Here is a 25,739-nt window from a genome sequence, read left to right as displayed (position 1 = left end):
GCGCCCTCACACCCTGATTCAATATTCCCATATGTTTTGAACGGAAAGTCTGATTTGTGATTGGCTTCATTTATTGCTATAATTCGAGTGATTAGTATATCTTTTTTAGGAGGAAATCTTATGAATTATTTGAAGAGACAGCCTTTCGCTATGTCTGGCTTAATTTTGGCGCTAGCGACTTTGGGTAACTTACTTCAGTCTTACGGGGCGGGGATTCGCCTGGTTTTGGGTGGCCTTGCTTTGCTTCTTTTTATGGCTTATACCTTGAATTTATTTGTGAATTATTCAGCCTTTAAAGAAGAGATGAGTGCCCCCCTACCAGCTTCTGTCTTTCCGACTTATCCCATGTCGATCATGTTATTATCAACTTATTTAACGCCTTTATTGAAGCTACCAATCACGCTAGCTGAAGTGATTTGGTATGTAGGTTTAATCTTTAATTTAGTTTTAGTGATTCGTTATCTCGCACGCTATCTTCCCCAACGCAAAATGAGTGTCGTCTTTCCTTCTTGGGGGGTTGTTTTTGTTGGTTTTGTGGTGGCTAGTGTGACGGCCCCTGTTTACGATAACTTTTTCTTGGGACAGATTTTGTTCTGGTTTGGTTTAATTGGAGGGATTGCCGTGATGCCTTTTATGCTCTACCGGGTTTATGGCTTACGTGACTTGCCTCAACCTGCCCAGCTCACAACGGCGATCTTATGTGCGCCTTTCTCCCTCTTAGTAGCTGGTTATGTGAATAGTTTCCAAGAACCTTCTCACTTGCTCTTGGCTATTCTCCTAGTCTTCTCTCAGCTGCTTTACTTCAGCATCTTGGTCCAACTTCCTCGCTTGATTCGTCTAGGTTTCTTTCCTACCTCAGCAGCTTTAACCTTCCCCCTCGTCATTTCGGCTTTCTCTTTGAAATTAGCCCTGCCCGTTTTGGGATGGAATAATGCGCTGACGAGTCTGCTTGTATTGCTGGAGACCGTAGTCGCTATAGCTATTGTTGCCTATGTTCTCTATGGCTATATGCGCTTGATCTTTAAGTCAGAATAGGCGACCGCTGAATGACTAACAAAAAAGGCTTTGGCCCCTTCTAACTAAGAAAGAAGGGATTCCAAAGCCTTTTTAGTATTTAATTTATAGTGCTCTAGGGTTCTTGATAATAATCGGTTGTGGATCTTCAACACCTTCAGGAAGAACCAGACCGGTATAATCTTTCCAGACATAAGGTGGGTAGTAAATTAATTCACTCCCACCAGTGCGAGCAAATTCGAGAGCTTCGTGGACAATCACTTCATGCATGTGGTAGTCATAGGCACTTGAGAAAGTTTCTCCAAGTGGGGCATCGACAATATACATGCGCGGTGGACGGATCCTTTCAGCAATATGAGGGAAATGTCCGACAAGAACGGTTCTTATCCCACGGCTTTCGATTTCTCGAGCGACCAATCCCACGGACTGGTGACACATAAATCAGCCAGGCGAGAGGAGCACCAAGTCCACTTGGTTTTCTTCTAAAGTTTCAGCAATTTGTTTAGCTGTTACTTCAATCAGCACATCAACGCGTGGGACGTGTCCCATCCAGGAAATATTGACTGGTGAAACTTCGCCGATGATATTTTTTTCAGCCATATAGCGAAGAGTTTTCAAAGGATAGACAACATCAAGATCGCGGTGGGCAGCCTGATTCGGATAACGGACGTGACTGATGGTCAGATCTCGGTAATCAGCGTCTCCTGGGATAATACGGTAAGAGGCATCTCCTGTAAGAATAAAAGGTTTATCCGTTCTAAGATGGACACCGGTAGAAGCGGCAATGGCGACACGGAGATCGGATAAGGGTTTATCAATCACCGGTGCGATTTGTGGTGCTTGTCTCCAAGTGAGGGTCATTGCCTCCAGATTATGAGACTTTGCGGTTTGCGCTTCAATCGTTTGACGATCATGATTGGTGGGCATCGTTGAATCAACATGTTTCATGCGATCACCTCCTTAATAATAAGCCATGCTTTCACAACTAGTGCTAGTATAGTCGAATGCTTGGTCAGAGTCAATTAAAGCTTGGGACTGAATTAGGCAAAGAAATGAATATTTGCTATAATTGTGAATGAATGACACAAGTCTTATTTCAATAGAAAAGGGTGGCATTAATATGAGTCAAGGCGACGTAGAAAAAAATACGATTTTAAATTTGGAACAGTCACAGGTTATTGCTGAACAATTCCCGTTATTACAGGCAATTGATAAGAATGGCGAAGTCGTCAATGCAGACTTGCTAACGGATTTAACAGATAATGAACTGGTTGAATTAATGCGACGTATGGTCTTTGCACGAGCTTTTGATGAACAAACCAATTCCTATTCCCAGCAAGGGCGGATGGGCTTCTATGCGCCTTCTAAAGGACAGGAAGCGGCGATGATCGCCAGCCATTACGCCTTTGAAAAGGAGGATTTTCTCTTTGGTTCCTACCGCGACATCCCCCAATTGCTAATGCATGGGGCTTCAGTTGCTGATGTTTACAATTGGTCTAAGGGGCATGTGAAGGGGTCGAGCTTTATTTATGAGAAGGGCATCCATGCAGCCCTACCACAAATCATTATTGGGGCCCAGTTAGTCCAGGCCCAGGGCAATGCCTTAGGACAAAAGCTCAAAGGGTCTCCGCAAGTGACTTTCACCTATATTGGGGATGGGGGCACCTCACAAGGGGATACTTATGAAGCGATGAACTTCGCTGGGGTTTATCAGAGCCCACTAGTTATTTTTATTCAAAACAATGGCTATGCGATTTCGACTCCGCTCAGCCAACAGAGCCAGGCGCAGACCCTGGCTCAAAAAGCAGTAGCTGCAGGAATTCCAGGTGTCCGTGTTGATGGCAATGACCCGCTCGCAAGCTACTGTGTGGCTAAAGAAGCTAGGACGCATGCTGCTTCGGGCAAGGGGCCGGTAGTGGTTGAATTAGTCACCAACCGCATGGAGCCACATTCGACCATGGGCGATGACCCCATGCGCTATCGTGACCAAGCCTCACTCGATTATTGGGAGGCCAGAGACCCGCTCTTGCGTTATGGCAAGTATTTAACGGCCGAGGGCTTGTATTCAGAAGAAACAGAAGTCAGTTTCTATGAAGAAGCGGTCGAAAGCATCAAACAAGGCATGGCTGAAAGCGAAGGCGAAGTCCCAATGACCTTGGATGAGACCTTGGCATGGCAGTATCCTGATTCAGTCAGCGATTCAGAGTAAGGGAGAGGAGCGACTTATGTATAATCGAAAAAATCCTGAAGCAGGCAATAATTTAACCATGGTGAGAGCTATCAATCAAGCCTTGGAGCTTGAAATGGCCCAGGATGACCGAGTGGTTCTCTTTGGACAAGATATTGGAAAGAATGGGGGCGTCTTCCGCGCGACAGAAGGCCTCCAAGAAAAATTTGGCAAGCAGCGCGTCCTCGATACGCCCTTAGCTGAGTCCGGTATATCGGGGATGGCAATTGGTCTAGCCTACCAAGGCTTCCGTCCCGTGATCGAAATCCAATTCTTAGGCTTTATCTTTGAGACTATGGATAGTATCAACCAAATGGCCCGGGCCTCTTATCGGACCGGTGGCCACCTAGCCATGTCCGTTGTGGTGAGAGCGCCCTTTGGTGGGGGCGTTGGGACCCCAGAATTTCACCCAGATAACTTTGAAGGCTTGCTGGCCCAGTTTCCAGGTCTGAAAGTCGTCGTGCCGTCTTCAGCAATCGATGCTAAGGGCTTGCTCACGGCTGCTATCCGGGATGATGGGCCTGTGATCTTCTTGGAGCATATGCTCTTGTACCGGTCATTCCGTGAGAAGGTGCCTGAAGAAAGCTATAGCATTGATCTCGACCGAGCTAAAGTTCTTAGCGAAGGGGAAGATTTGACCCTGGTGACTTATGGTGCGATGGTGCGCTATGCTAAAGAAGCTGCGGCGCGCGCTGCTGAGGAAGGCATCCAGGTGGAAGTGATTGATTTAAGAATTGTCCACCCGATAGATTATGAGACCATCCTGCGTTCGGTACAAAAGACCCAGCACCTGCTAGTGGTTCAAGAGGCCCAGGGGATTGCTGGACTTGGTAACCGGATTGTATCAGAGATGGCTCGTCGGGCATTTTATGACTTATTAAGACCGATTGGCTTTTTATCAGCTCCAAATACTTCTTTCCCCTTCAAACAGGTCGAAGATGATTGGCTGCCAGGTGCAGAGGATATCTTGCAAGCTATCAGGGAAACAGTTAACGGATAAATGAAAGGAATAATCTATGGCATTTTTAGTAAAACTACCTCCTCTTGGTGAGGGGATCTTCGAGGCTCAGATGGTAGCCGTTCATAAACAAGTGGGCGATCGCGTCAAGGAAGGTGACGTGATTGCTGAAATGGAAACGGACAAAGCAACAGGAGCGCTAGCTTCTCCAGTGGATGGTGTCATCGAAAAATTCTATATTGAATTAGGCGATTATATCTTCCGCAATGAAAAGGTGCTTATGATCGACGACGGCAAGTCTGACTTGAGAACAGGAGCCGGTGGTGATGCGGGTCGAGTGGCAGAAGACGGACAGATTGTTCAAGCTTCAGCAGATGAAAAACTCGCTCCCGCCCCAGAAAACGACCAGGCAAAATTGGCGTCAAAAGAAGCAGTGACTGAAGAGACAAGCGGTATACCTTCAGATCAAGCGGAAAAAGAAGACCAAGAAGAAGTGAGCCCAGCAGAAGCAGCTGATGATGGCGATTATTTGATCGTTGAAGAAACCGGATCAGCTGCTGAAATCTTCCAGCGCGTCCATGGACAGCAGCCTAAAGAAAAAGTTCAAGCACCCCAGGTTGATAAAACCTTCATGGCTGAACAAGGCCAGGCCCAACAAGGGGAACCAAAAGCAGCTAGCCAGCGTAAGCAGCGCTATTTAGAGCCCTTGCAGACTAACTTTATGCATTCAGAAGATGGCAGCCAACCCATTCCTGTCCATGTGGCTAATGAACTGCCTAAGGAAGAATTAGAGAAACGCGCCGAAACCGTTAAAGCTGCGCCGGCTGTTCGCCAATATGCAGTGGCTAATCATTTAGACCTGTCGCGTTTGCCGGTTAATGAGGACGGGATTGTGACCAAGGAAATGGTGGATATGGCCCTTGACCATGCGGTGGGCGAACGGGAATGGAACTATCGTTGGATTAATGAACTAGACCCAGGCTATTGGACTCATCGGCCTGACGAAGAGCAGGGGCGTGAAGAGACTTATATTCGTAAATATAATGCCTCTCGCTTCGAAATGACCCATCACAAAATTCCTCCTTTCTCTGTTCAAGTTAAAGTCGATATGACTGAACTGAGAACCTATCTAAAAATCCAAAAGGGTGACCGTCTAGGTAAGCAAGACTACCTCCCTTATTTCATTAAAGCGCTATGTATTGCGGCTCATCGTTATCCCGAACTGAACGCCAGCATTGATGATGTGGTCTCTGTCTTCCGTTTTAAATCTTATGTCAATGTCGGGATTGAAATGAATACCGTTCAAGGCTTATTTACCCCGGTAGTCAAGGATGCCCAAGACATGTCGCTAGCTCAGATTGAAAAACGTTTGGCTGAGCTAGAATATGAAGTCAAAAAAGAACGTATTTTTAACTATGAAACTAATTCAGAATCAACCATTACACTGACCGATCTGTCGGAGTATGGCCCTGTAGATGGTTTTGTTCCGATCATTCACTACCCTGATGCTGCTATTTTAGGCTTGGCGGCTAGTCAAGATGAAGTGGTCGTTCGAGAAGGCGAGATGGTGGTTCGTCCTTTGAAAGCGATGACCCTAGTTGTGGATGCACGGATTGTTACCCGGGATAAGATCGTTCGTATTATTAACTTTATTAAAGATATGATTGAGAAACCTAGCCTCCTCTTTCAGATGGAAGCCGAATTATTAGAAGGGGACCATGCAAATGACGCGTAAAAGGACGTCTTATTGGCCAGGCCAGGCTGATAAACCGGCTATTTTACTGATGCATTCTTTAGGGGATAGTCCCAATCAAGTAGAGTCGCTCGCTGAAAGCTTGCAACAGGAGGGGTATGCCCTATACCTTCCTTACTATCGCAGCCACCAAGAAGGCGATTTAAAAATGGTTTTAACAGCTCCATTGTCTACTTATTTAGAGGATGCTCGCTCGGCTCTGAGCTTTTTAAAGAAAGAAGGTCACCAGAATGTGGTCGCTGCAGGCTTATCCCTAGGTGCCTTCCTGGCCCTCGCTCTGGCTTGTGAAACAGACCGAGTGCAGGCTGTCATTAGTTTATCGTGTCCGATACTGACGGATTTGAGACAGACTCGGATTCCTTATTTTATGCGCCAAAAATACTATCGGTCTTTGGAAGGTGTGCCGACCGTAGCTGACCGTGACCAGGTTCAGGAGCTCTTTGAAGAATTTGACCAGGTTTTGAGTGGGATGAACCAATGGATGGATGAAAATTTTGAGCGCTTGGCTTCGCTTGACCAGCCTGTCTTTATAGGGCACGGTCAAGCGGATGAAGTGGTGTCTGTCCAAGTCGCCGAGCGTTTGTGCCGGCTCTTGTCGACTAAAGGAAAGTCTAGCCTCCATATTTATCCTCAAGCTAACCATTACTTAGAGGGGGATTCCGTCAAGAACTGTCTAGTTCAAGATATCTGTCATTTCCTGGCCTCCTTGTCCATTTGATCGTCATAAATTTCCTTATTTAGCTTGTCCTGAAGGGCTTTTGGGTGCTTCTTAGAGGCAGATGTGCTAAGCTAAATTTATGACATGTGATATGCTTTTAAGGAGGAATATCGAATGAAAAAATGGATTAAACGGACTTCAACTATTTTGCTAGCTTCTACTTTCTTGGTGGCCTGCCAGGCTCAACCGAGCGAGGAAGCACAACGGGTGGATCCCTTAACACAAGAAGAATCGAGCCAGGATAGCCAGGACCAAGCTCAAGAGAACCAGTCTTCCAGCGCATCCAAAGAAAGTAAGAAGTCTAGCCGCAGTGAAGCAAGTCAAAATAGTCAAGATGACCGAGATGACCAAGAGGATAAAGGCGACCGAGATGATCGGGAAGAAAGCTCTCGTTGGACTTCATCAGGGTCTAGCCGGTCTCAGTCTGACCGTCGCGGGGCTGAGACAGATGTCGCAGCTATTACTAAGGATTTAGAAGAAGCTGTTGCTAGCTTCAAAGATCAATTCCCAAGTGCTGAATTGACCAGCATTGAGGTGGAAGCGGAAGGCGATTCCCGCTTTGAAATCGAAGGGGAAGATGACGACAAGGATTACAGCCTGACCTTGGCGGATGACTTGGCCATTGTTGAGAAGAAGGAAGAAGTGGGCAGTGCCAATGACCCTAAAGACCGCTTCCAATTAGACCAAGTGATTAGCTTAGAAGAGGCTACTGAAATTGCCCTTAAGGAAGCGCGTGCTGACCAAGCAAGGCAATGGGAGCTTGAACGCGACAGCGATGGCAAGTTCTACTGGAAGGTGGACCTCCGCGATGGTCGCCAAAGCAAGGGTGAAGTGAAGATTGATGCCGAATCCGGAGAAGTTGTTGCCTACGACCAAGATTAGTTTAGAAATTTGACCGTCCAGTAAGGCCCTCGTGCCGGAACCATGTGAACAAGGAGTAAGAACCATGACGAAAAAAATTATTCTCGATTTGGATACAGGGATCGATGATGCCCTGGCCATTGCCTACGCTGTTGCCTCAAAGGAAGTTGAATTGATCGGCATTACAGGAACTTATGGGAACGTCTTGATGGCGGATGGCCTTCGCAATGCCTTGAAGCTCTTGGATCTTTTTGGCCAGGACCAGGTGCCTGTTTTTCCTGGCCTAGCCCATGCTAGCGACAAGTCTGACTTTGAAGTCTTAGAGGTTTCAGCTCTCATCCATGGTGAGGATGGGATTGGCAATGTCGACTTGGCAGATTCTGCCCGCCAGCCTAGCCAAGAATCCGCCGTTGACTTTATCCTGTCGGCTTGCGACCTCTATGGCGAGGACTTAATCATTGTGGCTACGGGTCCCATGACTAACCTCGATGCGGCCTTGGCCCAAGATGAAGCGACCCTCAAGAAGGCCGGTAAGATTGTCATCATGGGTGGGGCCTTAACGGTCTGCGGCAATGTGACCCCTTATACGGAAGCTAACATCAACCAAGATCCAGCGGCAGCTGACCGCTTGTTCAGAAGTGATGTCCATGTGACCATGGTTGGCCTGGATGTGACTCTCCGCACCCTTCTGACCTATGAGGATACCGCGAAGTGGCGGGCCCTGGGGACGGAGGCCGGCCGGGTTTTGGCTGATATTGTTGACTACTATATCAAAGCTTATGAAATCACCTCACCCCATCTGAAGGGCTGTGCCCTCCACGATCCCCTGGCCGTTGCAGTAGCCGTCCAAGAAGATCTGGTGGACTACCTGCCCCTCAATATGAAGGTGGAAACAGAAGGTGCCAGCCGGGGCCGGACTATTGGCGATAACGAGCGCTTGAATGATCCAGACCCTAGCATGTCAGTTGCTATTCAGGTGGATACGGACCGCTTCCTCGAAGAATTCATGACCCGGATTAGCAGCATGCTAGCCCAAGAAGCTTAAATATAAGTGACTAAGATCCAGCTTTGTCTGGATCTTTTTTCTTACACCATATGTTACATTAAATAACGCAAAAAGAACTAATAATTGCAAAAAGGCCTAAAATCAGATAAAATATAAGTAGCTTTTAATCTTTTTTGACATAATATATGACATTTACTGAGAAGAAAGGTAGATTAGGATGAATAAAGAAGAACGTATCAAAGTCTTACAGGACATTATTCAGATTCCAAGTGAAAATGACCATGAAGAAGAAGTGGCTAAGTATATTGCTGATCTTTTGCAAGAACATGGGATTGACAGTCAATTGGTAGAGTATGCCCCAGGACGGAGCAGCTTAGTGGCTGAAATCAAGGGCCAAGAAGAAGGTAAGGTCTTGGTTTATAGTGGCCACTTGGATGTGGTTGCAGCTGGCGATCATGAGGAATGGAGCCACGATCCTTTTGGGGCTGAAATTGTGGATGGTAAGATGTTCGGTCGCGGCACGACAGATATGAAGTCTGGCCTAGCCGCTATCGTGATTGCCCTCATTGAATTGAAAGAAGCTAATGCGGACCTCAAGGGGACCCTGCGCCTAGCCTTAACGGTTGGGGAAGAAATCGGTATGTTAGGTTCGGAACAATTGGTTGATGAAGGTTACCTCGATGATGCCGACGCCTTCTTGATCGCTGAACCAAGCGGAAATGAAGCTATTATCAATGCCCACAAAGGCTCTATCCAGTATGAAGTGATTGCCCATGGGGAGAGTGCCCACAGCTCCATGCCGGAAGAAGGGATCGACGCCATCCAACTCTTGGTGGACTACATCAATATCATGAATGACAAATTCGACCAAGCCTTTAATACGGATGAAGCCTATAATGACCAACTGGGCCGTTCGCTCAATGTGAATACCGTGATTGAAGCAGGGACCCAGATCAATAGTGTCGCCAGCAAGGCAGTCATGAAGGCTAATACTCGGGTGGTGCCAGAAGCTGGCAATGACTTAGTGGTTAAGATGATGCAAGACACCATGGACGAACTCAACGAGCAGAATGACGGTCGTCTGGAATTGAATCTCTTACAAAACAACCCCGCCGCTGAATCTAGCCCAGACAATGCCCTAGTTAAGGCTATCCAAGCTTCAGCTGACTGGGAAGTGGGGACGCAAACTCTAGCCGGCGCAACCGACGCTTCCAACTTTGGCCGGATTAGTGATGACTATGACTTGGCAGTCTTTGGCCCAGGGGAAACCTCCCGTGCCCACAAGCTCGATGAGTATGTGGAAGTAGCAGATTACCTGAAATTTATTGACCTCTATATCGAAACAGCCAAAACTTACTTAGCCTAAAAATGACGATCCTCTATCGAATGATAGCTGGCGATCTGTTGTGCTCTTGCTTAAGCGATGTCTTAATCATTAGCTAGCAAGGCAAAAAATCTAAATAACGAAGAGGGGACTGGGATGAGCTCCTAGCCTCCTTTTTTATCAAAGGAGATGAAAATAATGAGTGACTATTTAAAAGTAGCCAATAGTCCAGTGGTCTTTGCCCTCTGTGCCTTGGTTATTGCAATTGTTGTCATCCAATCCCTGCTCTTTATTCGTAAAGCTTGGAAGCGAGGCTTGGAACTTGACATGGAAAAAGAGGTACTGAAACGGGCTATGACCAATAGTGCGCTTCTATCCATTGTGCCTTCTCTTCCCATTATTGTTATGATGCTCGCCCTGTCGGTACCCCTAGGTAAATATTTCCCTTGGTTGCGCTTGTCCATTGTCGGCTCTGCTGTCTACGAGGGGTCAGCGGCTAATATTGCAGCCCAAAGTCAGGGGCTAACGGATATTTCCGACCCGGGCCTAACGCCAAAGATCTATGTGATTATTATGTTTGTGATGACGATTGGAATTATCTGGGGGATTCTTTTTAACATCCTCTTCATGGGGCAGCTGGATAAGATGTCTCAGAAGATGCGGGAAAATCCTAAGAGTAAGGCCTTTGTAGGAATCTTCTCTGCAGCCCTTTTTACAGCTATGCTGATTACTCTATCCACGCCTTATGTGGCTAATGTAGCCAATATTTCGTCGATCATAGCTTTTGTGGCGGCGGGCTTGTGTACCCTGGCTCTCAATGCCTTATCCAAACGTTACGACCAGCGACTCTTGAGTGACTTCTCGATGCCCATTTCCATGATTGTGGGCATGCTGGCCGTCATTATCTACGCTAATGTCTTTTAGGAGGTGCTTGTATGGCAGAGAATAAGAGAAAAATTGAATCCGATGCCCAATATAGCCGGGAGATTAACCGCTTGGGTCGGATCACAAGTGTTATTGCCTTAATGGGGATGTTCATGGTCCCTCTAGGAACGGCTTACTGGTTAGGTGTAGGCCTCGATTTTGGCAAGGCCCTGGTCGCTGCTTCAGGACTGATCGCGATCTTCCTTCCCACAGCGGTAGTTGAGAATGTTTCCTTCTATCCCATCCTCGGAGCAGGCGCTATGTATCTCAGTTCGATTACCGGGAATATCACGAACTTGAAGATTCCGGTAACTGTTGCCGGTCAAAAGATTGCTGGTGTCGAACCAGGTACGGATAAGGGGAATGTGATCGCCATTATCTGTGTAGGGATTTCTTCCATTGTGACTATAATTATTTTGATTCTAGGGGCCTTCTTGATCGGTTCCTGGTTGGTTCCTATCCTGAACCACCCCTTCCTGAAGCCAGGTTTTGACCAAATCATTCCGGCTCTCTACGGTGCCATTACGGTCCCTCAGATCCTCAACCATAAGAAGCTATCCGTAGCTCCTATCTTATTTGCGGTCGGGATCTTCTTAATCCTAGGACCCCAGGGATTCGCCCAATACCAGTCCTATATCCTGATTTCTTGCATGATCATTTCGGTAGCTACCGCTTACTTCATGTACAAGAAGGGGCACTTGAGTGAATATTAAACAATTGGCTGGAAAAATCTTCCAGCCTTTTTCCACTTACCGGAAATCGGATGAAAATTCAATTTAAACATTGCATATCCTGGGCGCTTCTAGGATAATAGAAGTGATAGACTGTAACCGGGTCCAAGGACCTAGAAATAATAATTTAGAGGTGAAGTAATTGTTCGATAAAGTTGATGAGCTCGGCGTAAACACGATTCGTACCCTCAGCATGGACATGATTGAGAAGGCTAACTCTGGCCACCCCGGCTTGCCCATGGGTGCAGCTCCAATGGCTTACGTGCTCTGGACCAAACACTTAAAAGTGAACCCTGAAACGTCAACAAACTGGGTTGACCGTGACCGTTTCATTCTTTCTGCTGGTCATGGGTCAGCGATGCTTTATTCGCTCTTGCACTTGGCAGGTTATGATGTGACGATTGATGATCTCAAGGCGTTCCGCCAATGGGAAAGTCGGACACCAGGCCATCCCGAAGTGAACCATACAGACGGGGTTGAAGCGACCACTGGACCACTCGGCCAAGGGATTGCGATGGCTGTTGGGATGGCCATGGCTGAAGCCCACTTAGCAGCCCGTTATAACCAGGCAGACCATCAGATCGTGGATCACTACACCTATGCCCTTTGTGGGGATGGGGACCTGATGGAAGGGATCTCCCAAGAAGCTGCTTCCTTAGCTGGTCATCTGGGCCTCGGCAAGTTAGTGGTGCTCTATGATTCGAATGATATTTCCTTAGACGGACCGACCTCTAAGGCCTTCACAGAAAATGTCCAACAACGCTTTGAAGCGAATAATTGGCACTATCTCCGGGTAGAAGATGGGAATGACCTGGAAGCCATTGACCAAGCCATTAAAGAAGCCAAGGCCCACACGGACCAACCGACTCTGATCGAAGTGAAGACAGTGATTGGTTATGGGGCACCTAATGCCGGCAGTTCAGCCGTCCATGGGGCACCTTTAGGTAAGGAAGGAATCCTTGCAGCTAAGGCCATTTACCAATGGGAGAATGATGATTTCTTCGTTCCTGAAGAAGTTAAGGCGCGCTTCCAGGAAGAAATGGTAGAAGCTGGCGCTCAGGCTGAAGCTGATTGGGAAGCAAGCTTTGAGGCTTACCGCCAAGCTTATCCAGACTTAGCCCGCGACTTTGAGCTGGGCTTCAGCCAAGAATTACCTAGCGACTGGGCAGAAAACCTGCCAGTTTATGGTACAGATTCCAAGTTGGCTTCACGCCAATCTAGCCATGAAGTCCTCCAAGTCCTCTCAGAAAAATTACCTTATCTCTGGGGTGGGGCAGCTGACCTGGCGTCTTCTAATAAGACTATGGTCAGTGCCGAAGAAGACTTCACAGCTGATAACTATGCTGGACGCAATGTCTGGTTCGGTGTGCGTGAGTTCGCTATGGCAGCGGCGATGAATGGGATCCAGCTCCATGGCGGCAGCAAGGTCTACGGGGGGACCTTCTTCTCCTTTGTTGACTATCTCCGCCCAGCCCTCCGCTTGGCAGCCATCCAAGGGACAGCTCCTGTCTTCGTGATGACCCACGATTCCGTAGCAGTTGGGGAAGATGGCCCAACCCACGAGCCAATCGAACAATTAGCCAGCATCCGCTGCATTCCTAATGTGCAAGTAATTCGTCCAGCTGATGCCAACGAAACCGTTGCGGCTTGGAAACAAGCGATTGAAACCCAAGATCAACCAACTGTTCTCGTTCTCAGCCGTCAAGGACTTCCAAGTCTAGAAGCGACTGTTCATGCACCAATTGATAAGGGAGCCTATGTGGTGTCACCTGCTCAAGGAGCCCACGACCAAGCAGCCGGCCTCCTCTTAGCAACTGGCTCAGAAGTTGCCCTGGCTATCCAAGCTCAAGCTAAATTAGCTGAAGATGGGGTGGACGTAGCGGTTATCTCCATGCCAAGCTGGGACCGTTTTGAAGCCCAAGATGAGGCTTACAAGGAAAGTATTCTGCCAAGTCAAGTCACCGCTCGACTCGCTGTTGAAATGAGCGCTTCCTTCGGTTGGGAACGTTATACTGGCAGTCAAGGCACTAGCTTGACCATCGACCAGTTCGGCTTCTCTGCTCCAGGCGACTTGATCCAAGAAAAACTTGGTTTCACTGCTGACAATGTAGCAGATAAGATGCGCCAAGTGATCGACAAGCAAAAATAAATCCGTTAAAAGATGTGGCTGTGCCAATTAGAGGCACAGCCTTTTTTGTCATTGGATTAGGATTTTTCACCTTACCCGACTGAAGTGAATTACAGCTAGTAAGCTAAAATCTTAGCCCTACTAGCCCTTTGCGTTTTGCTGGGCGAGAGAGCTGGGCTCAAGCTGCTAGCATGGCTTTTTAAGGACCAAATTTTATAGCGAAGGAGCTGTTCAATTGCAGTGTTGATCAAGGCTTGTTTCTTTAGAAAGACAATAGACTTACGAAATCGTGGTAAACGAAAGGGATTTGGCCTTGAAAGGACAGTTTAAAAAAGGTATAATAGATCAGTAATCGTTTTCATTGACTTATTATATTTATATTAATTGACCAAGGAGGTATTGAGATGGTTGGAATTATCCTCGCCAGTCACGGTGAGTTTGCGAATGGTATTTTGCAATCGGGTGCCATGATTTTTGGCGACCAAGAAGATGTAGCGGCAGTGACCCTGCTGCCTTCTGAAGGCCCCGACGATGTGCGGGCCAAAATGGAAGAAGCTATCGCATCGTTTTCTGATCCTGACCAGGTATTGTTTTTAGTTGATTTGTGGGGAGGGACTCCCTTCAACCAGGCCAGCAATCTCTTTGAAGGCCACGAAGACAGCTGGGCCATTGTGTCCGGGATGAACCTGCCCATGGTGATCGAGGCTTACGCTTCACGCTTTTCCATGGAGACGGCCCAGGAGATTGCCGGGCATATCCTAGCAACGGCTAAAGAAGGGGTCAAACCCCTACCGGAAGGCTTGGCGAAAGATGAAGAAGAGACAGAGCAAGTCCAGGCTGAAGAGACTCCTGCCAGCAGTGGTCAGGTGGGGAGTCCTGGGCAGATGGATTTTGTCCTGGCTCGGATCGATTCCCGGCTCTTGCACGGTCAGGTCGCGACAGGTTGGACCCGGGCTACTCATCCCACGCGGATTATTGTGGTATCGGATGCGGTAGCTAAGGATGAGCTGCGAACCCAACTGATCAAGCAGGCGGCCCCATCTGGAATTAAGGCTCACGTGATTCCGATTGACCAGATGATTAAGATCGGTAAAGACCAAGAACACTTCGGTAAGGAACGGGCGCTCTTGCTTTTTGAAAATCCCCAAGATGTCTTGCGGGTAGTTGAAGGCGGCGTCCCACTGGAAGAAATTAATGTGGGTTCTATGGCTCACAGCAAGGGGAAGGTCCAACCCAATAAAGTCTTGGCCTTCAGTCAAGACGATATTGACACCTTCCAAGCTTTGAAAGATCAAGGCCTGCGCTTTGATGTGCGTAAGGTGCCTGCAGATCAAGGCGACAACATAGACAGTATCTTACAGCAAGCTCAGAAAGAAATTGACAAGCAGAATGCATAAAATAAACGCTTAAGGAGGGAACATTCTCATGGATTTAAATATTATCCAAATTATTTTAATTATCTTTATTGCCTTCTTAGCTGGTACCGAGGGGATCTTGGATGCCTGGCATTTTCACCAACCTGTGATTGCCTGCACTTTGATTGGTCTCGTAAGTGGCCAGCTAGGACCCTGTCTGATGCTAGGTGGTTCCTTACAGATGATCGCCTTGGGTTGGGCTAATATTGGGGCAGCGGTTGCTCCGGATGCGGCCCTAGCCGCTGTGGCATCAGCTATTATCTTGGTCCTAGGGGGGCAGGGTCAAGCTGGAATTGGTTCAGCCATTGCCTTGGCCGTCCCTCTAGCTGTGGCGGGTCTACTTTTGACCATTATCTGCCGGACCCTAGCAACTGGGATTGTCCATATTATGGACGGGGCCGCTGCTGAAGGGAACGTTCGTAAAGTAGAGATCTGGCATATGATCGCGATTGTCATGCAAGGGGTGCGGATCGCCATCCCTGCTGCTCTGATCCTAGCTATCGGGGCAGGTCCTGTGCGTGAGCTTCTCTTGGCTATGCCCGACTGGTTGACAGATGGTCTGTCCATTGGCGGGGGCATGGTGGTTGCTGTAGGTTATGCTATGGTGATCAATATGATGGTTACCCGGGAAGTTTGGCCTTTCTTTGCCATCGGTTTCGTTCTCGCTACGATCCAGGAGCTGACCTTGATTGGGCTTGGGGCGATTGGTATCGCGCTCGCTTTACTTTACCTCCAACTCTCTAAAATGGGCGGGTCGTCGAACGGCCAATCCGGACCTAAACATACCGGGGACCCTGTCGGCGACTTGATTGATGACTATTAAAGAAAGGAGAATTCGTAATGGCAGAAGGCGTTAAACTATCGAAACGTGACCGGATTTCCATCTGGCTACGGTCTACCTATCTCCAAGGTTCTTGGAACTATGAACGGATGCAGAATGGTGGCTGGGTCTTCTCAATGATCCCAGCTATCCGTAAACTCTATAAGACGAAAGACGAACAAGCAAAAGCCTTACAGCGGCACTTGGAATTCTTTAATACCCACCCTTATGTGGCTTCACCGATCCTTGGGGTAACTCTGGCCTTAGAAGAAGAACGAGCTAATGGGGCACCTGTCGATGATGTCGCTATCCAAGGAGTTAAAGTAGGGATGATGGGTCCTTTAGCAGGGATCGGAGACCCGGTCTTTTGGTTCACTGTGAAGCCAATTATTGGGGCCCTAGCCGCATCACTGGCCATGGGGGGCAATATCCTCGGCCCAATCATTTATTTCGTGGCTTGGAATGCTATTCGTTTGGGCTTCATGTGGTATACCCAGGAATTCGGCTATAAGGCAGGATCTAAGATTACTGAAGACTTGTCAGGCGGTTTACTTCAAGACATTACCAAGGGGGCTTCGATTCTGGGGATGTTCATCCTCGGCTCTTTGGTTAACCGTTGGGTAGCGATCTCCTTTACTCCAGTTGTATCAGAGGTTCCTCTCGACCAAGGGGCATATATTGAATGGGATAAACTCCCTGCCGGTGCAGAAGGCATTAAGGTCGCTTTAGAACAACAGGCTCAAGGCCTATCGCTCGATCCGACTAAGGTAACCACCCTCCAAGATAACTTGGATAGCTTGATTCCTGGTTTGGCGGGGCTCTTACTGACCCTCTTCTGTATGTGGTTATTGAATAAGAAGGTCTCACCAATCGTGATTATTCTGGGTCTTTTCGCAGCGGGGGTTATCCTCCATGTCATTGGGCTCATGTAATTAAAAAATTTCAACAGTTAGTCCTGGTCTCCACGCTACAAACTGAGGGCACGCCTTTGCCTGGCTCCTCCTTTGTTTCAGTGATCCAGGACTTTCTTAATTTTTGTCCCTGCTGTTAAGTATCGGAAAGGAGTTTCTATGGTACAGTCTTTGAACCAAGAGGTCGTCTATGTGACCAAGGCAACATCGTTTTTAGGGATGACAGATTATGGTAAGATTCTCTTAGGTAATGCAGCTTTTGAATTCTATGACGACCGCAATCCTGCCAACTTTATCCAAATTCCCTGGGAGGAGATTGATTATGTGGTGGTTTCCCTCCTTTTCTCTGGCCGTTGGATTCCCCGCTTTGCCATCCAAACAAAAAAAGCCGGCAGCTTCAGCTTTGCGGCTAAAGATGCCAAGGCTTTGTTGCGCCAAGTGCGCGAGTATGTACCAGCCGATCGGATTGTCCGCTCACTCTCTTTCTTTGAAGTGGTTAAGCGGGCTTTGGGCTGGAGGAAGAAATGAGAGTGTGACAAAAAGTCGCTTAGGTCTGAATCAGATCAAGCATACGATATCTGTAACTAGCTGACCTTCGAATAGTTATAGTTTGTAGTTGGGTTCAAAATTGCAGAAATAACTTCTCCTCACCCCCTGTTCTAGTCGGGTTCGAGGATGCAGAAAGGGCTCCTCTTCATAAAAGTCCGTCGAAGGCCTTCAGCCTTCTCTAGCCTTTTACTCCAGAGGTCCCTTTCTTCCGCATTCTCTCGCACCCTATAGTCGGGTTCGGTCGCGCAGAAGTGGTTCCTCTTCACAAAGAGTCTTCGAAGGCTTGCAGCCTTCTATGCCTCTTTGCTCCAGAGGTCCACTTCTACCCGCGCGACCTCACACCCTGTTCTAATTGGGATGCGAGCAGATCAGGCTTGCCTTACCTCGGAGTTTAACGCTCTGGATAGCATGCGGGATGATGAAGGACTGGCCGGCTAGGATGTTGTAGGTCTTACCATCAGCTTCGATTTGGGCCTGGCCCTGGATGAGGCTAACCAAGCTGTAAGGATGGCTAGAGGTATCGACCTGGATTTCCTCCTTGACTTGCCAGCGGTAGACGGTGAAGTGGGGATTATCCCAAAGCTCTGTGATTTGCCCGCCTTCCTGGATTTCTGTGTTGGGTTGGGCCAGGGTATCTTGGCTGGGAAAATGTGTAACATCGGCCGCTTGGTCTAGGTGGAGTTGCCGTTTCTGCTCATCCTTATCTTTGCGGTCATAATCATAAACCCGGTAGGTAGTGTCGGAGCTCTGCTGGGTCTCTAGAATAAGGGCCCCGCCCCCGATGGCATGGATGGTTCCAGCTGGCACAGGGAAGAAGTCGCCTGCTTTAATCGGAAGGCGTTTGAGGAGCTTATCCCACTGGCCTTCGCCAGCCATTTGTAGAAATTCTTCACGGCTCTTGGCGCGGTGGCCATAGACAATCTCCGTTCCTTCATCCGCAGCGATGACATACCAACATTCGGTCTTCCCAAGTTCCCCTTCATGGGTCCAGGCATAATTGTCATCGGGATGGACTTGAACAGAGAGGTCCTCCTTGGCGTCAAGAATCTTTACCAGGAGGGGGAAGTTAGTATCTTCAGGCTGGCCGAAGAGTTCTGGCTGGTCTTGGTAGAGCTCAGCTAAGGTCATACCAGCATAGGCTTGGGGTGAATGGACACGCGACGGGCCGTGGGGGTGGCCGGAGATGATCCAAGCCTCTCCGGTATGGTCAGAAGGCAATTGGAAATGATAGATATCTTTTAATTTTTGCCCGCCCCAGATCTTTTCTTGGAGGTAGGCGTCGAGAAATATGAGGTCCATGCTAAGACTCCTTTCAAAGGCTTGTGTCTCCTATTATACGTACTTTAAGGAGGGATTGAAAGGGTGTCTAAGCTGGCAAAATGGAAAAGCGATAGAAGGAGGAAGAAGCAATGAAGAGACAAGATGCGATTGTGGAATGGGTGAGCCAGAAACGCAAGGTATCTGTGAATGAATTGGCAGACCACTTCCAAGTCTCCAAGGTAACCATTCGGAAAGACTTGGATCGTTTGGAAGAGCGGGGGATCCTGAGCCGACAGCACGGCTATGCGGTGGTCAGCTCTAGCGCGGATATGAATTACCGTCTGGCAGTGAACTATGACCTCAAGCACCGGATCGCCAAGCGGGCAGCGGCAGCCATCCACGATGGGGATACCGTGATGATTGAATCGGGAGGTACCTGCGCTCTTCTAGCAGAAATTCTCGCCTTTGAAAACCGCGACATCACGATTATCACCAACTCGACCTTTATTGCCTCCTTTGTGCGTAAGTCTCCTAGCGTGAAGCTCATTCTCCTGGGTGGGGAATACCAGAAGGACTCCCAGGTCTGCGTGGGCCCCTTCCTGCGCGAAATTGCCTCCTACTTCCAGGTCCAACATTTTTTTATGGGAATGGACGGTTTTGACCTCAAAAAGGGTTTTACCGGGGTTGATGTTGCACGGATCGATGCGGCCCGGACCCTGGCCGAGTCTGCCCAAGAGATTAATGTGTTGATGGATTCTTCTAAATTTACCAACAGCCAAGGCATCCTACAATTTCGTTTGGAGGAGGTTGACCGGGTCTATACGGATAGCGGCATTCCCCAAAATATTGCCCAGGCCCTAGATCAGGCAGGGGTGGATTTGGTCCAAGTGCCGGCTGAAGAGGAATAGCTTGGCTAAAATAATGATAAAAAGCAAGAGCAGCTACTTCTAGGTTGAGGAGTGGCAGCTCTTGCTTATATTCATGCGCTTTTGCCTGCTTGATTAATCGGACAAGGTGGGGAGCCAGTCGAGGACGTCTTGGATGTGGGTGTCCCAGTAGTCCCAACCGTGGCCGCCGTCTGCTTCTTGGAAGCTGAGCTGGAGCTGGTCTTGATAGCGATCTCTGAAATCATGGTTTTGTCCAAGAAGTTCATCTTCGCGACCGCAAGTGAGGAAGACTTTAGGCAGGTCGATATCAGCTTCTATGGCCTGGTCCACCAGCTGGTAGATGTCTTTGTCAGTGCCCTTGGGATCTTGGCCGCCGTAGAGGAGGTCGAATTCAAAGGGCGACTTAGGATCAGGGCCTTCTTGGTAGCGGGCGGAGAGGTCGGTGACGCCAGATAGGGAGGCCACATAGCCGTATTGCTCAGGATAAGTGAAGGCCGCCTTGAGGGCACCATAACCGCCCATGGAAGCCCCTGCGATGAAGGTATCTTCCCGCTTGCTTGAAACGGGCAGTAGGTTTTGGATATAGGCAGGCAGTTCCAGGCTGATAAAGTCGCTATAGGCATAGGACTTAGCCGTGTTCATGTAGAAGCCGCGGTGGGTAGTCGGCATCACGATCACCAGGTCGAGGTCGCGGGCATAGCGTTCAAGCGAGGTGAACCGTAACCAGCCGTCCTCATTACTGGACAGGCCGTGTAAGAGATAGAGGACACGGTAGGGGGGACGGCGCTTTTGCCGGATGGCTTCAGGGGTGCGCTCACAGTTTTGAGGGACAAGGATATTGAGGTGCATATCCATGCGTAGGGTATCAGAATAGAAGGTCGCGTGTAGTCGGGTCATGTATTTTCCTCCTTTAGTTTGCTTTGACTCCATTATAACAAAATTGCCTTGACCAGTCCTCCTCCTTGCTTTCTGGGCATTTTTGACTTGCTAAATCCATTAAAGTATTGTATATTGTTAATAGTATCACTAGATAAGAGTGGGGGTATTTACATGGTTAGGCTATGAGTACAGTTGAATGACGCTAGTTTAGCAAACACGTGTAAATGCGCCTTTTTAATGAGCTTTAGTTCGAGAATTTGAGGATGCTGGGTTTTTTATGCCTATTTTTAACCTCGTCTCAAGTTCTTAGCCAGACTAACTCGTATCTACCGAGCGCTCGCATTTGTTTGCGGGCGCTTTTTTCCTATCTAACTTGAAAATCGCACCTAGCTCGCGTAAACTGTCTACTTAGCTGAATAAGAATTGGAGGCGATTCCTATGACCATCGATAAAGATAAACTAGAAATGGGGAATGAAGAGGCCCTCCCCCTCTCGATTAAGGAAGAAATTGAAGAGCAATTGGCCGAAAACCAGGATTGGAACGAGAACTATGCGGCAGCAACGAATTCGGAACGCTTCGCAGATCCTAGTGAGTTCACTGAACTGAGCTTGCGGGATCCGGAGCTCTATGAAGACGTGTTGGCCGCCTGCCAGGAAGTGATCGATCCGGAGCTTGGAATTGATATTTATAATTTAGGCTTGATTTATGACCTGCTCTATGACGGAGACGGGCACTTGTGGGTGCGGATGACCCTCACTATGCCAGGCTGTCCCTTAGCCGATGTGATTTTCCAGACCCTGATGGACAGGCTCCGAGAGATTGAACTTATTCAGGATGTTAAAGTGGAATTAGTTTGGCAGCCTGTTTGGAGCCCGGACCGTTTAACGCGTTATGCGCGGATTGCGCTGGGTCTCCGTTAGACTGAACCGACCGAGGTCGCCAGTTCCATTCAGTAAAGAACCCTGCTAACAGTTACTCGATTACTACCATCACAAATTAAAAGACCGTTTTAGGAAGATAAAAGTTTTTCTCCAACTTTGATAGTCGATTTCCTTGCGCTTCCTACTTGTTAGGCTGTTCTTTACTGAAAGAGTTGGCGACTGCGCCAGGCCCTCATATTGGATCCCCCCCATTACCGATCCGATTGAGGGCTTTTCTTATCTTTAAAGTAATAAAAAAATTTTCTATAAAGGGCAACAATAGTTGCCTTTTTCTTGTGATTATGGTAACGTTTGAGTGAATACATTAGAGAGGGGGGCATTTATCATGTATGTACAGTGAGTCTATAAAAAGATGCTAGGAAGACATCTGGTAAATGCTATACACTTTTCTAATGGGGATATTATGAGCTTGCTTGTGGGGCATAGTAAATAAGAAAGTTAGTGGCTTATTTAGTATGCGAAGAGGTTTCGTCGCCGCATCATTCAACAAATTACCGGCGGGTATCCATAATTCAAAGGGGTGTTGGCATTTGCTGTCAGCACCTTTTTTGTTTATATGGAAACCTTTACATACAAAAGCTATGAAAAAACTATTAATTATAATGACTCGCTTGCCACTGAAAGGCGAGACGAAGAGTCGTCTGTCTGATTTCTTGACGGTCGATCAAACCCAAGCGCTTAGCCAGTATCTCTTAGAGATGAATTATCAGCGGGCTAAGGCGAGCCAAGCAGACCTCTGTTTCTGGCTAACGGCTGACCAAGCCGGCTATGACTTGGGTGACTTTTTAAACCTTGACCAGGAAGCGGTGTTTTGGCAGGAGGGCGATAGCCTAGGTGAACGTATGTCTCGGGCGATTCGAGATGGTTTCAACCGGGGTTATGACCAGGTGGCTCTTATGGGGTCAGATCTTTATGATTTATCTACTAGCCAGGTCGACCAAGCCTTCACTTATTTGGATTCCTGCGACTTGGTTTTGGCGCCTAGCTTGGATGGGGGCTATGGGCTGATCGGCATGTCCGCCTATTATCCCGACCTATTTGCCCTGGAAAGTTATGGCCATACCTCTGTTTTGGCGGCGACGCTTTCACATGCTGACCAAGCCGGGATCAGTTATGAACTCCTGCCAGCCATCCGTGATATTGATGATAAAGAAGATATTGCGGCTATCTTGACGGGGGACCCTGAGGCGACTTTCCTAGCCCAAGGGGAATATAATGCCAATTTTATCTTTGACCAAGGCAGGAAATTGTTGCGGATTGCTTTGGGCTCACAATTGCATCTCGACCAGCAGATCCAGTATGAGTACGGGGCTTTGAAGGCGCTCGAAGCGAGTGGCGTAACGCCCAAACCCTTGGCGCTTTGTGACTACCACCCCTTGATTGGGGCGGGTTATTTAGTGGAAGCCTTCCTGCCTGGTCGCCAGCTGGACTATGAGACGGATAGCCAGATTGCAGCGGAATTATTGGCGCAAATTCACCAACAAGATCCTAAGCAGGCAGACCATCTCATTTATGCGGGCCAACCCTTTGTGGTGATGTATGAAGAGTTTGAGACCATGTTTGCCCACTACCGGTCCTGGGAGGGGCGGTCGGAGGAAGTGACTCAGCGGATTCAGCGGCTCTTAGATGGCTTAAAGGTCTATGACCACAGCGCCCAGCTTGTTAATCCTTGTATCATTAATACGGAACTCAATGCCTCTAATTTCCTGATCAACCCAGGCGACCAGTCCTATGTCATTGACTGGGAGAAGCCGCTGATTGGGGAACGTGAACAGGATTTGGGACATTTCTTAGCGCCGACAACGACGCTTTGGAAGACTGACTACCTCTATGATGACCAGTCTTTAGAAAGCTTCATCCGGGCCTATGATGCCCACTCTCCGATTGCGATTGACCAGGCTAAGCTCGACCAGTACTTGGTCTTCACTTGCCTGCGGGGCTTGACTTGGTGCGCCATGGCCTATGTGCAATATAATAAAGCTGATAAATTGGCGCGTAACCAGGAAACTTACCAGGTCATTTCACGCTTTTTAAGTACTGACTTCATCCAGATGATTGAAGACTATATCGCTAAAAGATTGCCTGGATAAAGAAAGGAGGATTTTTATCGTTAAAAAAAATCGCCGAAGTTTAAAAGAAGTTGTTATTAGTCGTGTCGCCCAGCACATGGTCGTGACCATCAATTCGGCACCCAAAATTGCGCATATGGATAAGGCACTAGATGAAGCCCGAGTTGCTTTCATTACCACGGCGGGGGTCCGCTTGAAGACGGATCCGCCTTTTGAGACGAAGAAGGGAGATCCAACTTTCCGTATTATTCCCGGAGATGTGGACTATGAGGACCTTACGGTAAACCACGAACACTATGATATTCGAGATGCCCTCGAAGATATTAACTTGGTCTTCCCCCTGGATATCCTCCGGCAATTCGCTAGGGAGGGTAAGATTGGAGAAGTAGCTCCTCACCACTTCGGTTTGATGGGCTACATCCCCCAGGTTAAGAAGCTCATGAATAAGACGGCACCTGCTATCGCTGACCAATTGCAGGAGGACCAGGTCGATATTGCCTTGCTGTCTCCTGGCTGATATATTTGCCACCAGTCCGTGGGGCTGATTCAGCGCGAAATTGAAAGCCGGGGCATACGCACGGCTTCCATGATGCACCTGCCTAATGTGGCGGAAAAAGCCCGCCCACCTCGCATGCTTGAGACTCCCTTTGCCTTGGGCCATACTTTTGCGGGGCAAGCTTTTGACTTAGAAACCGAACGCCAGGGCCTCACCGCTCTGCTCGATTTTGCCATTCATGGCGGTGCCGAAGAATTGAAGAAATGGGAAATTTAAAAATTTAAAGGAGAAAAAATTATGTCAAAAAAATTATTATTACTCAGTTTAACTGCTCTTACTTCATTGTCACTAGCTGCTTGTGCAGATAACACAGACTCTGCTTCTAGCGGTTCAAATGATGCTCAAACAGAAGCTACAGCTGACCAAGCGGCTGAAGTTAAAACTATATCCGGCGAAGAGCTCGACGAAGCTTTAGCTGATGACAAGAAGAAAGAAGACTACCTCGTCATCGACGTTCGTCCAGAAGATGAATACAAAGAAGGCCATGTGAAATGGGCCATCAATATCCCTGTCGATGAACTTGAAAATAACCTCGACCGTTTAAGCAACTATAAAAAAGAAAATGTAGTAACGATCTGCAACACTGGGAACAAGAGCCAGGAAGGGGCAGACATCTTGGCTAAAAACGGCTTTGAAGAAGTTTACAATGCTGACGGGGTTAAAGACCATGACTATTCAACAATGACTCAAGTTGGCTATGTGCTAGGAGACAAATTCCAAGAAATGGTTGACAACAATGATGGCGAATACTACATCATCGATGCACGTAAGGCTAAGGACTACGATAAAGGCCACGTTAAAGGGGCAGTAAATATCGAAGTTGACGACTTGGATGCGAAGAAAGCTGATATTCCTAAAGATAAAACTATCTTGACTTACTGCTACTCCGGTAATAAATCAAATACTATCGCTCAAGCCCTAACAGATGAAGGTTACAACACCATCAATGCCACAGAAGGTACTAAGGAATGGGACGGCTTTGATTTGTCAGAGAAATAATTTAAGTCTCTGATCTAGTTGGGTAGTTAATTTTAGGCGGCCCAGTTTCTTAGATTGGGTCGCTCTTTTTATTGGAAGATGGAGGAGACAGATGACGAAGAAAACTAACGAAGCCAGTAAGCGACGCTGGTTATTGCTAGGTATTGTGGTCCTTTGCCTGGCTATTTATTTCCTGATCCCCCCAGTTAGGGAATGGATCAACCAGGTCTTTAAGATGTTTGCAACGGGGAATTTTGATGAAGTGCGCGAATTTATCGATTCATACGGGGGCTATGCGGCACTTATTTCATTTTTCCTAATGGTTTTAACGGCAGTGATCGCCCCGCTCCCTGCTTTCTTGATTACGGTGACCAATGCCAATCTCTTTGGTTGGTGGCAGGGAGCTATCTTGTCATGGTCGAGTGCGATGGTGGGGGCTGCCCTATGCTTTTACATTGCCCGCATCTTAGGGCGTGATGTGGTTGTTCGCTTTACGACTAAGCGGGGCTTAGAAAGCATCGAAAACTTTTTTGACCGCTATGGCATGCAGACCATCCTAGTGGCCCGCTTGCTGCCCTTTATGTCCTTTGATATTGTATCTTATGCAGCAGGCTTAACATCGATGGGCTTTTGGGGTTATTTTATTGCCACAGGGATCGGTCAATTACCGGCGACCATTATTTATTCTTATGTAGGTGGTATGTTGACAGGTGGCGCTCAGAAGCTTGTGACGGGTCTGTTGATCCTATTCGCTTTGAGCGTCTTAGTTGCCCTCCTGCGCCGGGTCTATACCGACCGCAAGAAGAAAAAGGAATCCCTTAACTAGCTG

General features: G+C 48.0%; 26 protein-coding genes. 22 read left to right on the top strand and 4 right to left on the bottom strand.

All coding sequences use genetic code 11. From position 1 onward, the window contains the following. Positions 1–120: 120 nt before the first annotated feature. Positions 121–1,035, top strand: a complete 915-nt coding sequence (locus QP860_RS06015; RefSeq protein ID WP_284912366.1) for a TDT family transporter — start codon at positions 121–123, stop codon at positions 1,033–1,035. 84 nt (positions 1,036–1,119) lie between these two features. Here QP860_RS06015 and QP860_RS06010 read toward each other — a convergent pair whose 3' ends face one another. Both QP860_RS06010 and QP860_RS06005 read right to left on the bottom strand, forming a co-directional pair. Continuing rightward, the gene (locus QP860_RS06010; RefSeq protein WP_143236727.1) at positions 1,120–1,452 is read right to left on the bottom strand and encodes a hypothetical protein; all 333 of its coding nucleotides are present in this window, start codon (positions 1,450–1,452) and stop codon (positions 1,120–1,122) included. A gap of 3 nt (positions 1,453–1,455) precedes the next feature. Continuing rightward, positions 1,456–1,962 carry a glycine/sarcosine/betaine reductase selenoprotein B family protein gene (locus tag QP860_RS06005; RefSeq protein ID WP_083294353.1) on the bottom strand — a complete coding sequence of 169 codons (507 nt, stop codon included), beginning with the start codon at positions 1,960–1,962 and terminating at the stop codon, positions 1,456–1,458. Between the two features lie 172 nt (positions 1,963–2,134). Between QP860_RS06005 and QP860_RS06000 the strand changes: the two genes are divergently transcribed. The 14 genes from QP860_RS06000 (at position 2,135) to QP860_RS05935 (ending at position 17,318) form a co-directional block, all read left to right on the top strand. Then, positions 2,135–3,223 carry a thiamine pyrophosphate-dependent enzyme gene (locus QP860_RS06000; protein ID WP_284912365.1) on the top strand — a complete coding sequence of 363 codons (1,089 nt, stop codon included), beginning with the start codon at positions 2,135–2,137 and terminating at the stop codon, positions 3,221–3,223. Positions 3,224–3,239: 16 nt separating this feature from the next. Further along, complete coding sequence (locus QP860_RS05995) at positions 3,240–4,241, top strand: alpha-ketoacid dehydrogenase subunit beta (protein ID WP_070618280.1); 1,002 nt, start codon at positions 3,240–3,242, stop codon at positions 4,239–4,241. Positions 4,242–4,257: 16 nt separating this feature from the next. After that, positions 4,258–5,934, top strand: coding sequence for a 2-oxo acid dehydrogenase subunit E2 (locus QP860_RS05990; RefSeq protein WP_284912364.1), 1,677 nt, complete (start codon positions 4,258–4,260; stop codon positions 5,932–5,934). Beyond that, positions 5,924–6,670, top strand: coding sequence for an alpha/beta hydrolase (locus QP860_RS05985; protein ID WP_284912363.1), 747 nt, complete (start codon positions 5,924–5,926; stop codon positions 6,668–6,670). Before QP860_RS05990 ends, QP860_RS05985 begins: the two co-directional genes overlap by 11 nt. 114 nt (positions 6,671–6,784) lie before the next feature. Further along, the gene (locus QP860_RS05980) at positions 6,785–7,552 is read left to right on the top strand and encodes a PepSY domain-containing protein (protein ID WP_284912362.1); all 768 of its coding nucleotides are present in this window, start codon (positions 6,785–6,787) and stop codon (positions 7,550–7,552) included. A gap of 64 nt (positions 7,553–7,616) precedes the next feature. After that, positions 7,617–8,576 (top strand): nucleoside hydrolase, encoded by a 960-nt coding sequence (locus QP860_RS05975; protein ID WP_284912361.1) that lies wholly within the window; start codon positions 7,617–7,619, stop codon positions 8,574–8,576. Between the two features lie 178 nt (positions 8,577–8,754). Then, on the top strand, positions 8,755–9,903 hold the full coding sequence (locus QP860_RS05970; RefSeq protein ID WP_284912360.1) for an ArgE/DapE family deacylase: 1,149 nt from the start codon (positions 8,755–8,757) through the stop codon (positions 9,901–9,903). A gap of 156 nt (positions 9,904–10,059) precedes the next feature. After that, positions 10,060–10,785: a DUF5058 family protein gene (locus QP860_RS05965; protein ID WP_070618264.1), complete on the top strand. Its 726-nt coding sequence runs from the start codon at positions 10,060–10,062 to the stop codon at positions 10,783–10,785. Positions 10,786–10,796: 11 nt separating this feature from the next. Next, positions 10,797–11,498, top strand: coding sequence for a hypothetical protein (locus QP860_RS05960; protein ID WP_070618261.1), 702 nt, complete (start codon positions 10,797–10,799; stop codon positions 11,496–11,498). A gap of 160 nt (positions 11,499–11,658) precedes the next feature. Then, positions 11,659–13,665, top strand: coding sequence for a transketolase (tkt, locus tag QP860_RS05955; RefSeq protein WP_284912359.1), 2,007 nt, complete (start codon positions 11,659–11,661; stop codon positions 13,663–13,665). A 383-nt stretch (positions 13,666–14,048) separates the two neighbouring features. Next, positions 14,049–15,041: a PTS sugar transporter subunit IIB gene (locus QP860_RS05950; protein WP_284912358.1), complete on the top strand. Its 993-nt coding sequence runs from the start codon at positions 14,049–14,051 to the stop codon at positions 15,039–15,041. A gap of 28 nt (positions 15,042–15,069) precedes the next feature. Beyond that, positions 15,070–15,882, top strand: a complete 813-nt coding sequence (locus QP860_RS05945) for a PTS mannose/fructose/sorbose transporter subunit IIC (protein ID WP_284912357.1) — start codon at positions 15,070–15,072, stop codon at positions 15,880–15,882. Positions 15,883–15,899: 17 nt separating this feature from the next. Continuing rightward, entirely contained in the window at positions 15,900–16,811 is a 912-nt protein-coding gene (locus QP860_RS05940; RefSeq protein ID WP_284911204.1) for a PTS system mannose/fructose/sorbose family transporter subunit IID, read from the top strand. Positions 16,812–16,949: 138 nt separating this feature from the next. Beyond that, positions 16,950–17,318 (top strand): DUF956 family protein, encoded by a 369-nt coding sequence (locus QP860_RS05935; protein WP_284912356.1) that lies wholly within the window; start codon positions 16,950–16,952, stop codon positions 17,316–17,318. Between the two features lie 369 nt (positions 17,319–17,687). On the opposite strand, the gene manA is transcribed toward QP860_RS05935, so the two are convergent. Then, on the bottom strand, positions 17,688–18,638 hold the full coding sequence (gene manA / locus QP860_RS05930) for a mannose-6-phosphate isomerase, class I (RefSeq protein WP_284912355.1): 951 nt from the start codon (positions 18,636–18,638) through the stop codon (positions 17,688–17,690). Positions 18,639–18,748: 110 nt separating this feature from the next. Between manA and QP860_RS05925 the strand changes: the two genes are divergently transcribed. Next, the gene (locus tag QP860_RS05925) at positions 18,749–19,507 is read left to right on the top strand and encodes a DeoR/GlpR family DNA-binding transcription regulator (RefSeq protein ID WP_284912354.1); all 759 of its coding nucleotides are present in this window, start codon (positions 18,749–18,751) and stop codon (positions 19,505–19,507) included. A gap of 93 nt (positions 19,508–19,600) precedes the next feature. Here the strand turns inward: QP860_RS05925 and QP860_RS05920 are convergent, their stop codons facing one another. Continuing rightward, a complete protein-coding gene (locus tag QP860_RS05920) occupies positions 19,601–20,383 on the bottom strand; it encodes an alpha/beta hydrolase (RefSeq protein WP_284912353.1) in 783 nt (260 codons plus the stop codon). A gap of 585 nt (positions 20,384–20,968) precedes the next feature. Here QP860_RS05920 and QP860_RS05915 point away from each other — a divergent pair. The 6 genes from QP860_RS05915 (at position 20,969) to QP860_RS05890 (ending at position 25,736) form a co-directional block, all read left to right on the top strand. Continuing rightward, a complete protein-coding gene (locus QP860_RS05915; RefSeq protein ID WP_070618389.1) occupies positions 20,969–21,286 on the top strand; it encodes a metal-sulfur cluster assembly factor in 318 nt (105 codons plus the stop codon). A gap of 602 nt (positions 21,287–21,888) precedes the next feature. After that, positions 21,889–23,397 carry a TIGR04282 family arsenosugar biosynthesis glycosyltransferase gene (locus QP860_RS05910; protein ID WP_284912352.1) on the top strand — a complete coding sequence of 503 codons (1,509 nt, stop codon included), beginning with the start codon at positions 21,889–21,891 and terminating at the stop codon, positions 23,395–23,397. A gap of 115 nt (positions 23,398–23,512) precedes the next feature. Further along, positions 23,513–23,893, top strand: coding sequence for a glycine/sarcosine/betaine reductase selenoprotein B family protein (locus tag QP860_RS05905; protein ID WP_246818925.1), 381 nt, complete (start codon positions 23,513–23,515; stop codon positions 23,891–23,893). Between the two features lie 18 nt (positions 23,894–23,911). After that, on the top strand, positions 23,912–24,148 hold the full coding sequence (locus QP860_RS05900) for a hypothetical protein (RefSeq protein ID WP_141744586.1): 237 nt from the start codon (positions 23,912–23,914) through the stop codon (positions 24,146–24,148). Between the two features lie 21 nt (positions 24,149–24,169). Continuing rightward, positions 24,170–24,931: a rhodanese-like domain-containing protein gene (locus QP860_RS05895; protein WP_070618231.1), complete on the top strand. Its 762-nt coding sequence runs from the start codon at positions 24,170–24,172 to the stop codon at positions 24,929–24,931. Between the two features lie 91 nt (positions 24,932–25,022). Further along, positions 25,023–25,736: a TVP38/TMEM64 family protein gene (locus QP860_RS05890; RefSeq protein ID WP_284912351.1), complete on the top strand. Its 714-nt coding sequence runs from the start codon at positions 25,023–25,025 to the stop codon at positions 25,734–25,736. The last annotated feature ends 3 nt before the right edge of the window (positions 25,737–25,739 follow it).

It is taken from the genome of Aerococcus sp. UMB1112A (assembly GCF_030230715.1).
Classification (GTDB): domain Bacteria; phylum Bacillota; class Bacilli; order Lactobacillales; family Aerococcaceae; genus Aerococcus.
Note: the sequence above shows the minus strand (reverse complement) of the source record. Positions and strands in the feature narration are given on the sequence as shown.